Annotated in this window: 17 protein-coding genes; 7 read left to right on the top strand and 10 right to left on the bottom strand. The window is 60.0% G+C overall.

Annotated elements, in window-relative coordinates; all coding sequences use genetic code 11:
- Positions 1 to 31: 31 nt before the first annotated feature.
- From AB8A50_RS30620 to AB8A50_RS30580, 9 genes are all read right to left on the bottom strand, one after another.
- Positions 32 to 520 (bottom strand): terminase small subunit protein, encoded by a 489-nt coding sequence (locus AB8A50_RS30620; protein ID WP_439080124.1) that lies wholly within the window; start codon positions 518 to 520, stop codon positions 32 to 34.
- A complete protein-coding gene (locus AB8A50_RS30615; RefSeq protein WP_439080123.1) occupies positions 520 to 1,059 on the bottom strand; it encodes a hypothetical protein in 540 nt (179 codons plus the stop codon). The genes AB8A50_RS30620 and AB8A50_RS30615 overlap by 1 nt, the downstream gene beginning before the upstream one ends.
- Positions 1,028 to 1,270: a hypothetical protein gene (locus tag AB8A50_RS30610; protein WP_439080122.1), complete on the bottom strand. Its 243-nt coding sequence runs from the start codon at positions 1,268 to 1,270 to the stop codon at positions 1,028 to 1,030. Before AB8A50_RS30610 ends, AB8A50_RS30615 begins: the two co-directional genes overlap by 32 nt.
- Before the next feature lie 514 nt (positions 1,271 to 1,784).
- Positions 1,785 to 2,603 (bottom strand): hypothetical protein, encoded by an 819-nt coding sequence (locus AB8A50_RS30605; protein WP_439080121.1) that lies wholly within the window; start codon positions 2,601 to 2,603, stop codon positions 1,785 to 1,787.
- Positions 2,604 to 2,612: 9 nt separating this feature from the next.
- Positions 2,613 to 3,026 (bottom strand): hypothetical protein, encoded by a 414-nt coding sequence (locus AB8A50_RS30600; RefSeq protein ID WP_439080120.1) that lies wholly within the window; start codon positions 3,024 to 3,026, stop codon positions 2,613 to 2,615.
- Between the two features lie 193 nt (positions 3,027 to 3,219).
- On the bottom strand, positions 3,220 to 4,599 hold the full coding sequence (locus AB8A50_RS30595; protein WP_439080119.1) for a phage/plasmid primase, P4 family: 1,380 nt from the start codon (positions 4,597 to 4,599) through the stop codon (positions 3,220 to 3,222).
- Positions 4,596 to 5,462, bottom strand: a complete 867-nt coding sequence (locus AB8A50_RS30590; protein WP_439080118.1) for a DUF7146 domain-containing protein — start codon at positions 5,460 to 5,462, stop codon at positions 4,596 to 4,598. Before AB8A50_RS30590 ends, AB8A50_RS30595 begins: the two co-directional genes overlap by 4 nt.
- A 225-nt stretch (positions 5,463 to 5,687) precedes the next feature.
- Positions 5,688 to 5,813: a hypothetical protein gene (locus AB8A50_RS30585; protein ID WP_439080117.1), complete on the bottom strand. Its 126-nt coding sequence runs from the start codon at positions 5,811 to 5,813 to the stop codon at positions 5,688 to 5,690.
- Positions 5,813 to 6,403, bottom strand: a complete 591-nt coding sequence (locus AB8A50_RS30580; RefSeq protein ID WP_439080116.1) for a hypothetical protein — start codon at positions 6,401 to 6,403, stop codon at positions 5,813 to 5,815. Before AB8A50_RS30580 ends, AB8A50_RS30585 begins: the two co-directional genes overlap by 1 nt.
- 484 nt (positions 6,404 to 6,887) lie before the next feature.
- On the opposite strand from AB8A50_RS30580, the gene AB8A50_RS30575 reads away from it, so the two are divergent.
- A complete protein-coding gene (locus AB8A50_RS30575; protein ID WP_439080115.1) occupies positions 6,888 to 7,571 on the top strand; it encodes an XRE family transcriptional regulator in 684 nt (227 codons plus the stop codon).
- Here the strand turns inward: AB8A50_RS30575 and AB8A50_RS30570 are convergent.
- Complete coding sequence (locus AB8A50_RS30570; protein WP_439080114.1) at positions 7,568 to 7,801, bottom strand: hypothetical protein; 234 nt, start codon at positions 7,799 to 7,801, stop codon at positions 7,568 to 7,570. The genes AB8A50_RS30575 and AB8A50_RS30570 overlap by 4 nt on opposite strands.
- Before the next feature lie 292 nt (positions 7,802 to 8,093).
- Between AB8A50_RS30570 and AB8A50_RS30565 the strand changes: the two genes are divergently transcribed.
- The 6 genes from AB8A50_RS30565 to AB8A50_RS30540 all read left to right on the top strand — a co-directional run bounded on the left by AB8A50_RS30565 (position 8,094) and on the right by AB8A50_RS30540 (position 12,412).
- Positions 8,094 to 8,483 carry a hypothetical protein gene (locus AB8A50_RS30565; protein ID WP_439080113.1) on the top strand — a complete coding sequence of 130 codons (390 nt, stop codon included), beginning with the start codon at positions 8,094 to 8,096 and terminating at the stop codon, positions 8,481 to 8,483.
- A gap of 1 nt (position 8,484) precedes the next feature.
- A complete protein-coding gene (locus tag AB8A50_RS30560; protein ID WP_439080112.1) occupies positions 8,485 to 8,673 on the top strand; it encodes a hypothetical protein in 189 nt (62 codons plus the stop codon).
- Positions 8,674 to 8,862: 189 nt separating this feature from the next.
- Positions 8,863 to 9,579, top strand: coding sequence for a hypothetical protein (locus tag AB8A50_RS30555; protein ID WP_439080111.1), 717 nt, complete (start codon positions 8,863 to 8,865; stop codon positions 9,577 to 9,579).
- Entirely contained in the window at positions 9,579 to 10,355 is a 777-nt protein-coding gene (locus AB8A50_RS30550) for a hypothetical protein (protein WP_439080110.1), read from the top strand. The genes AB8A50_RS30555 and AB8A50_RS30550 overlap by 1 nt, the downstream gene beginning before the upstream one ends.
- Positions 10,356 to 10,686: 331 nt before the next feature.
- Positions 10,687 to 11,043 (top strand): hypothetical protein, encoded by a 357-nt coding sequence (locus AB8A50_RS30545; RefSeq protein WP_439080109.1) that lies wholly within the window; start codon positions 10,687 to 10,689, stop codon positions 11,041 to 11,043.
- Between the two features lie 193 nt (positions 11,044 to 11,236).
- On the top strand, positions 11,237 to 12,412 hold the full coding sequence (locus AB8A50_RS30540; protein WP_439080108.1) for a tyrosine-type recombinase/integrase: 1,176 nt from the start codon (positions 11,237 to 11,239) through the stop codon (positions 12,410 to 12,412).
- Positions 12,413 to 12,526 lie beyond the last annotated feature (114 nt).

The raw sequence follows: 12,526 nt of genomic DNA, 5'->3' as shown, positions 1-12,526 counted from the left end.
TTCGACGACCTCTCCTTAAGCCCGAAAAACCTCATGAGCCTTCTCCGGGATCTGGCTTCTTCGGCAGACCGCGCGTCCGCCCATCCACGGCCTTCATCAGGTCCGCGAGCTGGTCACTGACATCATGCTTGGCATCGACGTTCAGCCGGTCGCCGTAAATCTTGGGCAGCGCCTTGGACAGAAGCCACCGCCGGGCATCGAACCGCAGCCGTGACCGCCCCAGATGCTCATGATCGATGACGGTCTCAGTCTCTCCGCTTTCCTTGCGACGCTGAATCCAGTCGTTGGTTCCGTCGTCGGCAATCTCAAGGACCTCATCGGCCATCGAGTGATAGCCAAGCTCGCGCGCCTGGCTGTACCGAGCAGCAAACCCCTCTCGGTTATCCAGCACCCAGAGCCGAATAGTGCTTTCCGCCGGCAGATCTTCATCTCGGCAGACCTCACGAAGCGTCTGGCCACTCGCCAAGCGCTCGATGATCGTCTGCGCTACCTCATCTGTGTAAAGGGACGGACGGGCCATTAGACAGCCGGGAACGGTGTCATCTGCCAACTGTCGAGCTTATCGTCCGCCAAGTCCTCGATTTCGACTTCCAGCGTGGCCGTGTGATAGGTCAGCGCGTTCAATCGCGCCTGGACAGCGGCATGCTGAGCCATGACAGCGTCATCGGCTGGCGTCCGCGCTTCCACCGCCTTGGTGTAGATCCGGCTCACGTCCATGCTGAGCAGGCGTGCGCGGGCCGGCGAAATGACCTTTGCCGCTGCATCAGCCTGTGCGGCCTGGACCTGGAACATCAGCTTTGTTCGGCGATCCGCCGACGTCAGGACCGGCTCCGGCGGGGTATCGTCAACGATCTCGAAGTCGATGACAAAATCGTCCGGCTTGCCATCCTCGATCGGGTGCTGCACGCGCCGCACAGCGGCCTCGATAATCCCGGGTGCCACAGGCGCAGCATCGCCCGAAAAGCGGTGCGCCAGCATGGCCTGCTGATACTTCTCAACCTCGTCGGTGAAGTTGTACGGCAGCCCGTCAACCTGGGACTTGCTGATCTGGAATGTCATTGGTGGATTCCTGCTGTTTCACGCCGGTCAGGATCGCGGCGATGATTTGATCTGGTTTCAGGTTCGGATCGCACAGCACCGGGACGTTCTTGCCGTCCACCGTCGCCGTGTAGATCTCCCGGCCCGTACCGCCCGGTTCGTACTGCATGATCAGGCCTGTCACGCCGGCATGCTCGGCCATCAAGGCTTGCTTTAGATCGTGAACGCCCATGGTTACTCCCGGCCAACCAGCCGCTCGCAGCGCGTCCCCGGTTGGATTGCTCACTGCCACCAAGCTCGGTGACAAAGGATGAAGCTGCTGCGGTCCAGCGCTAGGCGATCACGGATAGAGAGAACAAAGCGGCCTGTGCGGCGCATGCTATTGCTCCAACAAAGAAACCCGCCGCGGATTTCTCCGAGCGGGTCGCCGACGCAAATCGCGCCGTTACACGACAATGCGCAGATGTCTGTCAGACTGTCAACGGAGCGCTACATGGTGACGAACAGTTATTTTCGAACTACAACTTGAAAGATGAAACGCATCGGATGGAAGACTTGCCCAGGCCCAGGGCACACGTTTTGGGTCTGTGAGCTGTTCGAGGACGGCACCGTAGGTGACGGCCTTGTCCAGATGAACTCCGAAGACGAAGCCCAGCGGTGCATAGACTCCGGCGAGGCCGATCGCATCAATGAACAGATGGCCAAAATGAGTACGCCTCGGAACTCACCGCGCACGCGTTGACTGTTCAGCCGCCAACATAAACCGCCTCCCCAACTATCCTCACGCCGGCATTGCCCGCTGTGATCTCGTCCTTCGACGGTCGAAAGCTCTGCGTCCGGGTCCGCGGGCTCGGATGCCACAGCATGCCGAGTTCGGTCAGGCCCTCCCGCAGTGTCCGTCCGACATAGTTGATATCGCGCGCCGCCGTAGGCTGGCCATCCCGGTAGCTATAGACGAGCCGCGCGCATTCCTCAGTCGTTCGGCCATGGCACACGATCTGTTCCACGATGATAGTCGATCGTGCGCCCAAGACACCCTTGGCTTGCTTCAGTGTCCCCGCCGCCTCAAGCATGGCTTCCGCTGGTGCTTTCGATCCGGCGCTACCACCACGAACACGGTCGAAGTCCATCGACCCACCAAGCGTCGAGTGCACGGTTTCAAACGCTTCTCGATAGGTGTCCGCAGCCAGCACCTGGCGCTGATCGAGCCGGTTCTTGCCCGTGAGCCTGGCTATGGCGGTCTTCACGCGTGTCATGTTCCCGATTTGCTCGATCGGGTCAGCCCCCAGGGTCTGCTTTGGCGCCAAGCCCTTCGTGTGACCGGTCAGGTTTAGCGGATCGGCGCCGACCATTGCCCTGCGCTTCGCCTCGCTGGCCAGTTTCCGCAGCCGTTCATGCTCAGCAGCAGCCATGAACGCAGCCGGCGTGTTCCTGCCCTCGATCCAGTCGAAGCAGCCCAGCATGAACTCGCGCTGCTCTTGCCGGATTGCTTCATAGGCTAGCTGCGATGCCGGGTCCGCCGCGATCTGTCGGCTGAAGCGTTCGTGACGACGGTACAAGCTCATATGGCACCCTCACCCGTCAGAACTAAGAATGTGCTGCAGTCGGTCAATCACGTCCTGCAGGTGCGATTTCGAAATGCAGATCCAGGTGTCGTCTTCTTCATCCCACGAGCGCTCCTGACGAATTACCGCCTGCCCGAATGGGTTGGTGTAGATCGCCAAGGAACGCTGCTCAGGACAGACGACAGACGGGTTAGCCTCGGCATCCCACTTGAAGTCGTCGCTGTTGCTAATCGGCGGCGCTACATGTTGCGCCAGACGTTCCACGAAGGCGGCAGCAGCCACGTCCATTGGCTCTGTCGACGTCTTGAAGTCCTCGATAGCCGCCGCTGTTTCCCGCGCCTTCGAAGCGAGCGGGCCGGACGATGCCGCTTCAGTCGCTATCAAGTGAAGCTTATCCTGCGCGGTTGTCTGCTCTGCCTTCATCGTTCTTCTCCCTTGCGCGTGTCATGCGCAGAAACTGCTACAATTCAAATTCATGTCCGAAAGTGACGTCACTTAGCGTCACTCTTGGCCCGGCTTCGTCGAGTGACGGATAGTGACGACATTTCTGCATCCCCTAATCATGTGCGCGGGTGTAAGCCGATAATGCAAAGTGACGTCACTTAGCGTCACTGCGTCACTCTTCATGGTGGTATGATGCCGTCGGCCGCAGTCGAAGTCCGACATATTGCGCTCCTGTGTTCATCCGCTTGTTCCGAAAGCCACGCCGGATCATCTGGTCCTTGAAGGAACGAGCCGAACCTGGGCTATCTCCCCTCGCCTTGGCGAAGTCGGCCCACGATTTGAAAAGGTCGTTCGAACGCTCGGACTTGTATTCGTTGCCGGGCTCAGCATCGCATTCCTCGTCGAGCCAGTGCTGGAACACGTCCTGATCGCTGAAATATTCTGCCGTCGCAGCCAGTACGCTCTCCGGCTTTAGAAGCCCGTTGGTTTGCCAGTCGAGACAGCCATCAATCATCCACTGCAGGACCGCCGCAGCCTCTGTGCGCAGCTTGTCGCCCAGCGTGAGGTCTTTCACCGGCGGCTTGTACTCGAAGGGGATGATCATCAGCCGGCGGCGCATCGCCTCGTCCGGCGATTGCAGGATTGGCTTGTGATTGCCCATGATCATCAGCTTGAACTGAGGCATGAATACAAATTCATCCTGCCGCATGAACCGGGCCTTGATCGGGTCGCCGCCGGTCAGCGTCTTGACACGGCTCTCGTCCCAGGCCTGGCCCTCGGTCGTCTCCGATGCCGTGACGGTGCGCTTGCCGCGAAGCGCGGCTATCTCGGTCAGGTGGCGTTCGGACTTCGACGCCGCGAATGTCTGGATGTTGGCCACACCGCCGTAATCGCCCAACAGCTCGGTCATGAAATTCAGGAAGACGCCCTTTCCGTTGCCACCGGGCCCGGAGAAGAACATCAGCGAGTGCTCGATGGTTTTGCCAGTGAGGCAATAGCCGCACCACTGACGAAGCAGCCGGATCAGGTCGTCATCGCCCTGCGTCGCCTCCCGGATGAACTTGAGCCAGATCGGACAATCGCCCTTTGCTGGCGCGACCATCGTCGACTTCGTTATCCGGTCCTCTTTTTGTCCCGGCCGCAGTTCGCCTGTTGTCAGATCCACGACACCGGCAGGCGTACCAAGCAGCATCGGCTCGTTGTCGAACCAGTCTTCGTTCTGGATCACGCCGCGCGAAGTCTTCGCTTGCGTCTCGATGCCGCGAATAGTCCCGGTCTTGCCAGCGGTGACGCGCCGGTTCGCCGGCTGATTTTCCGAGCACTGCTGCGCGAAGAACCGGATCTCCTGGAATGTCTCGGACAGAAGGTCGGGTTTCCAGCGCAGGCCGTCCCACCGAAACCAGCCGCCGATCTTCTCGCAATACTTCAGATCCTCGCCGTTGATCTCGATGAAATCACGGGCAATGCTGAACTCTGAGACGACGTCGTTGTCAGACGGCGGCTCGTAGGCTTTGAAATTGGCGTGAGACGTGAAATTCGGGGGCGCGTTCATGAACGGCATGCCTCCCGCCAGACGTCGTTGAAGTCGTTGAGCCCCTTCCGGGGTGTCACAACATTGACCGGCCTGCGGCCGGCCAGGTAGCGCTTGGTGACGGCCCGCGTTGACTGCTTGCTCGTCGGGTCATTCTCCTGCAGCACGGTCAGGCTGGTCACACGCTCGATCAGCGGGAACGCCTTGACGCCACCGGCAGAACCTAGCGCCCATGCCGGGCCGAGATCAGCCAGCTTGCTCGCCAGCGAACTCTCAAAGCCCTCCCCGATCGTCAATGGCCCGTTGATGGTGTCGTGTGCGTCCAGCTTGATGGCTGCGCCCTTGGCGATGCCGAGCATGCGCCGGTCCACCTTCTTGCCGTCCTTGTCCAGGAATGTCCGATGGATTCCGCAAGGTTCGTCCGTGACGATGTTGCGCATCAGGCAGACCATGCCGGCAAAGGACTGGTCACCGTACCGAAGGCCGGCGTGATAACGGACGACGGCTCCGGCGATTGTAGGCGGCAGCAGCAACCCGCGCTCGTCCCGCAAATATTTCTCGACAATCGTACCGATCGGGTTCGACGATTGGCGCCAGATGCCTTCGGCAAATTCCTTGCGGCGCCGGATATCCTCTTCCCCGCTGACAGACGTCACGCTGAGCTGCGGAAAGGCCTGATGGCCGCGCTGCGGGTCGAAGGCCTCCATGCCCAGCGAATGCCGGACATAGTCCCGACACTCGATAGGATCATCTCCGCAGTGGCTGAACACAACAAAGCCGCCCGGTGCACGGGCGTTGATCTTGATGGCAAGCGAACGGTCGGCCTTGGAATGGCCGGGTCCAGGCACATTGACGCTGTCCCTACCGGTGACGTCGCCGCCCATCGCGATTGCGATATTGCGCGGATCCAGCTGGCTCATTCGCTGCCCTCGGGAAGAGCTACAAACTCGCCACACCAGTCACTGAGGGTCACCTCAGGCCAGACGCCGCGGTTGAACGATTCCTGACGCCCGGGACGCCTGATGATCTTCGGCGGCCTACGATGGCACTCCCCGGTGATCCTCGTGCCGTCCGAAATGAAGAACTGGCAGCAGTCGCAACTTTGGTCTTCAAGCCCGAGGCTCATTGACCGCCTCCACCGAGCGCTCGCGAGCACGCTTCCTGGCGCGATACTCCTTGCGCTTCGTCCGCAGCTTCGCCGCCCGCTTCTGCTTGCCGGTCTTGTGCTTCGACATCAGACACGGGCTCGCATGCCAGCGGCGGGGATTTTGGCTTTGCCGGCGGTCGCAGCCATGACGCGATCCACAGGGCGATTGACGTTCTGATGTAGAAGGCCCGCGGCAACTTCTTTTTGGGCACGGGCTGTGTTGAAAGCTCGGTCGGCATTGATGACCTTCTTGAGTTTGCGGCGTGTCGGCTGATCGATCGGCGTGGCATCGAGAGACATGACTGTCTGTTGCCACTGCGCCTGCGCAGCGAGCGCCTTGGAGAGGTTCAAGTTGATCTTGAGCGCGCGCCACCATTCGGGTTCGGCGTCCGCCATCAGCATCTCCAGGATCTCGCCGCCACTGTCGCTGTGCAGCAGTACCTGCAATTCCTCGATGCTGTAGTCGCGGTGATTGGCCGCGCGATGCTTCGCGGCATGCTCTTTCAGACCAAGCGCATCAGCGATTAAACCCCATGTTTTAAGGGGTTGAAGGCTTTTGAAGAACGCCGTGATCTGCTGATGGATCGACGGTCCTGTATCCGTTTCGGATAAATCGTATCCGTTTCGGGTTGCCCCCGATTTGGCGATTTGACCGCTCGTTGCATAGGCTTGCTGCATCGGTTCACTCGTTGAAGGGGCTACACAATGGAACGCACACACACTGAACGCGGATCACGCCGAACGAAGAGCGTTACCCGGTCGCGCGCTGAGCACGAGGCACAGCGACGCCATCACCAGCGCGAACTGGCGCTGTTGAGATTTCAGGATTGGGACCGCGCGATGATCCGGCAGCATGGGCCGAACTATCATCGGAAGATGGGGTACACGGTGCACTAGGCGGCGGCGGGTACAGGTCAGGACGCGTCACATGACGGGGAATCCCGGTGACCCGTTCAAATGCCAGCACCCGGCCGGAGGGGATGTGACGCTTCCAGGAATAGAAGGTCTGATGATTAGCCAGACCAAGAGCGGCGGCCAGTTTGACCACCCCACCCGCCTTGCCCGCTGCTTCGGTCACAACATCCAACATAACCCATAGTGGTAAGAATTGCTTACCCTATTGTCAAGTGGACGCAAGCGTAAGCGGGACTTACAAACAGCTATGAACGAGAAAAAACCGGTTTCCCGGATCCGACAGGCCCGTTTGCGCGCCAAGAAGACCCAGCAGGATGTTGCCGACCATCTCGGCATCTCCCGTAATGCGGTGTCACTTTGGGAGTCGGAGAACACCAGCCCTCAAAGAGACCGGATGGTGAAGCTGGCGCAATTCCTCGAGATCGGCCTCGATTATCTGATGGGGTTCGGCGACGAATTGGACGACGTCATTCCTGGCCACGCCATTCCGAACCCACAGGGCACTCTCGGAGCGCCCACGCTACCCGTGCTCGGCATTACCATGGGCGGCAGGGATGACGATCGAGAGCCGGATTTCTGGATGAATGGCGAGGTCGTCAATTATGTCGCCCGACCCCGGAAGATGGACGGGCATCGCGCAGCCTTCGGACTGTATGTCGGCGGCACCAGCATGGAGCCTAGGTACAGGGCCCGGGATCTGGTGATCGTTGAAAAGGCGTCGCCGGCACCGGGCGACGACGTCGTCATAGAGCTAAGGCCAAAATCAGAGACCGAAGACCCTGAAAATCCGAGCTTTATCAAAGAGTTTATCGCTCGCCGGGGGTCCTTCATCACCGTCCGCCAGTTGAACCCGCCGAAGGATCTCGATTTCGACTTGAAGGAAATCAAGAACCTGTACCGGGTCGTCCCGCTGAAAGAACTGCTGGGTTAGCCGTAGTCCGCCGGGACTTCACCATAACGCTGCAAGACAACCGGCGGCTCGAACTCTCCGAACTCAGGTTCACCTGTCACCGAAAAGACAAGCACGCCGGCAGCATGCTCTGCCGCTCTCGCGCCGCGCACCCTCGCCTGTTCGGGTGATTTACAGCGCTCAGGCTGTTGACCGACCAGGCGCCGGCCGTCTCGCTTGAACACCTGCACGAAATGCTCTGTTTCCGACATGGGCCTTCTCCACGATTAGATTTTTACCTATTCCGCCCCGCGCGTTGCAGACCTTGCAATAGAGCCGGGACCATTGGTCTTCGGCATGATCGGTGCGCCGTGTTCGACCGCAATCGAGACACGTCACCTGAACTAAACGCCCCACAATCAGCCTCCACGTTCCCTTTCTGTTCTATGATGGACTCGGGTACCGGCCGGAGTCGAATCATTTTTGCGCGCAAGTTTCTCTTACGTCGCACTTGACATGACGTAAGCAACACTTACTATCGTGGTTGTCCGATGGAGCAACGCGATGCCAGCAGCCGCAAACAGAATACCCCTCGAAGATCGATTGCCGACATTTGCCGAACTCGCTGAGTTCGATGCCGGCGCTGCATGGGATCGCCTGTCACCTGCGCAGCAGCGCGAGATCGGGATGCTGGCGCTGCAGTTCGGCACCGTCGGCCAGTGCCACGGGTATTTCCACCAAACGCTCGACGAGGTCCGCAACGGTTTCGAGACTGCGCACTGGACGCCGGCAGCTCAGGCCACGGCAGTCTGGCCGGCCGAACACATTGAAAAGGTCGAGCGCGCCGCAGAAGCCGCTTTCAACGCGTTCTGCAATCACTTCGATCCGCTTTGGCCCACGCTGTTCGGCTGGATCGCTCCTCGCTTGTCCAAGCCCATCAAGCGGGTGGCCTGACATGGCGCAGACATCCAAAAACATGGCGAACTTGCTCGCGGCTTCCAGCTGCGATCTCGGCGACGAGCGGGAAGTATTGCGCACGCTCCAAGCCGCCTTCGCCTTCGGCGACGTCGTCGCCCATTCCGACACCGCAACCGAACTGGCGCGCGAGATCCGCGCGAGCAGCCCGAAGCTGGTGACGTCATGACGATCTTGCGCACCGCCCTTACCGATCTGCCGGCGCTCGCGTCGCTGATCCTGTTTCTCGCAATGATTTCTGTTTGGTCCGCGATTTTCTGCGGAGCGTGACGACCGCGTGTCGTCGGGAGCCTAGAACATGCTTCAAGTCACAACGCCGAAGAAGCTCAAGCGTCCACCTTCAGTCAAGGAGGTCGCTATGACTGCGCCGACCAACCCGCCGCAAGTTGTCGTTGCTGAGAAAGCACCGCACCGGATTTGGGGCATATGCCCGATCGGTGAGGGTGAGTGCACGCTGGACATTCAGCCAATCGCAATACTCGACCATTGGCATAAGAAAACAACGGCGCTCATGGATGCATTTTCGACGACCGACTTCAGCAAAGAAGCTGATGACGAATACGACGCCTTGCACAGTATCCAAAGGCAGATATTTTTAGCAGCCTTCAAGACTGACCTAAATTCGTCCTCCTGCGTCTCACGCCTGATGAAACTCACCGTCCGACAGTGCGAGCACAACAGCTCCACGCCCAGTCTAGAGCAGTTTAAAGTCATTTCCGATGCGCTCGCCGTGACTACGGCTTTTCCCGAGGCCACGAAGAACGTTGGGCCCTTGTCGCGTGGCAAAAAATTAACGCGGGCCGGGTTGCTCTATCGATATCATGCGTTCCTGATCGGCGAGCTTCACACACTTGGTTGGAGCTTTTACGGGTCGCGCGATTACCCGACGCTAATGGTACCTATCGATGATGCCGTCACCGTCCGCACCAGCAACGATTTCAAGGATGGCAAGCCCTTGAACTATTCACGCAAGCGCAAATTGTTTCCGTTTTTTGATGAGACCAAGCTGGTTGCCCGCGCTCGCTCCGTCCTCAAGAGCCTGAAGATCGACACCGAAAAGAAGGATGTGCGCTGATGCTGCAGCTTCCAGAAGGCAAGGTTACGCCGCGCTTCACACGGTCGCAGATCGCGGAAATGACGCGAGGCGACAAGTCGGTGAAAATCCGAACAACGAGGGCGAAGCCCGATCCGGTCATCAAGCTGATCGCCCGAGCCGACGCTGCGCTCGACGCGTACACCGATGCAAAAAATGTACGCTGGTCAATCGAGGATAAGATGGCCAAGGCCGATGTTTTTGGCCCGCACGTCTACATCCCCGATGCGCTACTGAATGTGCACTGGTCGAACGGATATCAGTTCCATTCCGAGAAGCAGATCGACGATCAGTTTCGGAAGCTGACGCGGGACACCCGAGCGACCCTTAAGCGGCATCGTGCCAACGTGAGCCGGCTCGCAAAGAAAAAGGGGCTAGATGGCATTCAATACGAGCTGCGTCAGCATATAGCTTCCTGCGAACGTAAACTCACCCTCCTACCTAAGATGAAAGAACCTCTGAAGGCTGCCTTTCGAAAGGAGAGCCGCCGTGTTCTCGCCATTCATCGGAAGACTGGCCTCCTTGATGCCCGGGACAAGGTACGCAAGGCGACCCGCGAGCTGCACAACGTTACGGAGCTGATGAGAAAGGCCAAGCCTGTTTCGGTGCAGGGCGCGCTTGAGCTTGTTCGTTACGTTGAAGCGCGGCTTTGGTGCGACAAGCCCGGCCTGTTTATGGAAGACGGCTATTTTCCGTCCCGGCTCGGCCCTCTGCTCCGATTGGCGCATGCCTTCCTTAAGAAGGCGACCCAGCCGTGAACCGCTCGTATGAAATTCCGACGCCTACTTCCTCCCGGGGCGTCGGCGCAGTCGGGTGCGGCAATCTTCCCCAGGATCCGCACCCGGCGCCTTCATCTGATCTGCTGGCCGAACTCCGCGACCTGCGCAGCAAACTGTCGATGACGAAGCGAGAACTGGCCGGCGTCGAACGGGCCCGACAGAACGCGGTCTCCGATGCCGCCTGCGCACACAGAGCCACAGCGCGCGCCGAACAGGCCGAGCGATCAATAACTGCTGACCGCGACCGCTGGAAGCAACATGCCCTCCAGTGCGAGGCCGAGTTGAAGTCGCTGGCCCCGAGGGGGCGCCCATGACGGCAGACGAATATCCAGACGCGCCGGGCTTCAAGGCGCATGGCCCGTCCGAAGAGGCGGCGGATAAGATAGCCGCGTCCGCGAGTATCGTTCGCGCCAAGGTGCTGGCTGTCTTTGAGGCCGCCCACCCACAGGGGCGCACTGCCGACGAGGTCGCCCACGATTTACACCTCTCGATCCTGACCGTCCGGCCGCGCGTTTCCGAACTTCACCGCGACGGCGAACTGGAAAAGACGCCCGAGCGCGGCAAGAACGACTCCGGCATGTCGGCCACCGTCTGGCGATACGTCCCGCATGAGAAGCAGGATTTCGAGGCTTGGGCGCTCGGTAAAGCCCTGGAGGGCCAGAAATGACAGGGCAAATCCCGGTATCGATCGATCCGCACGCCCCCTTGCGTCTTGCAGAGGCGCTGAAGATCGCATTTCCTATGGGCGGAATGACCGTCTCCGGCCTGCGCCGGGAAATCGGCCGCGGTCGACTGGACGTCGAGATCATCGCGGGCAAGCAATTCACCACGCTCGCGGCTATTGGAAAAATGAGGGAACGATGTCGCGGAAAAAAGGAGCCCGCCTCTTCTTGCGATCAGCAAGACGAGATACCGCCGGCAATGTCACCCATGCCGCCTGCTGGTATATCCGAGATGGAGCCGAGTTCATCGGCACAGGATGCCTTGAGGCTGAAGTTGTCGGAGCGGAAAAAGCGCTTGCGAACCACATCGCCAGCAAGCACTCGCCCACGCGCAAAGAGCAGGACATCGAGACAATCAGGATCGCCGATGTCCTCGCCATCTTCGCTGAGGATCGTCCCGAACTCTACGAAGGACCAGACGCCCAGAAATACCTGAACCGCATGGAGCGCCTGAACGATTTCTGGGGCGCCCTCATGTTGTCGGACGTCAACCGGAAACAATGCAACGCCTACGCCAAGAAGCGCGGCAACAAGGGCGGGTCACGACGGGACCTTGAAGATCTCCGAGCCGCCATTTCACATCACGCGGCCGAAGGTTTCCACCGCGGAATCGTCAAGGTGTCGCTCCCGCCCAAGGGCAAGCCGCGCGACCGTTGGCTGACCCGCAGCGAAGCGGCTAAGTTGCTTTGGAAGTGCTGGCGGGCTCGAGAGATCCAGACGTGGAAGGGTATAGGCGAGGTTGCAACCGACAAGCGCCCGCTGCGTCATATCGCGCGCTTCATCCTGATCGGCCTCTATAGCGGTACGCGGGCCGGTGCCATCGCGTCGGCGTCGCCCATACCGGCGATCGGACGTTCCTACGTCGACCTTGAACGGGGCGTATTCTACAGGCTCGCCCAGGGGCAGGCTGAGACGAACAAGCGGCAGCCGCCGATGCCCATCCCGCCCCGCCTGCTCGCTCATATGCGGCGCTGGCACGGCAAGAAGATCATCGCCCGGCACTTTGTTGAGTGGAACGGCGAAGGCGTGAAGTCTGTGAAGACGGGATTCAAGACCGCAGTCGGCCTGGCGGAACTCGGCCCCGGCGTCTCGCCGCACACCCTGCGCCACACGGCAGCAACATGGCTGATGCAGAACGGGACCGACGAGTGGCAAGCGGCGGGCTATCTGGGCATGTCGCCAGAGACGCTGCGCAAAACCTATGGCCATCATCACCCGGAATATCTCGCGGATGCCGTCGGCAAAATGACCGCAAAGCCTGTCCGGTCGAAGAGTGGTTCCGCCACAGGTGCGCCACAAGTGAAGGCGGAATGAGCGATGACGAACATCGACAAACACTATAAAAATAGACCAACGAGACGCCTATCCTGCAAGCTTCAGGCGCTCATAACGGTCTGGTTGCAGGTTCGAGTCCTGCCGGGCCCACCA

Origin of the sequence: Tardiphaga sp. 841_E9_N1_2, assembly GCF_051811065.1 — a bacterium.
Lineage (GTDB): Bacteria > Pseudomonadota > Alphaproteobacteria > Rhizobiales > Xanthobacteraceae > Tardiphaga > Tardiphaga robiniae.
This window is presented reverse-complemented; position numbering and strand designations above follow the sequence as displayed.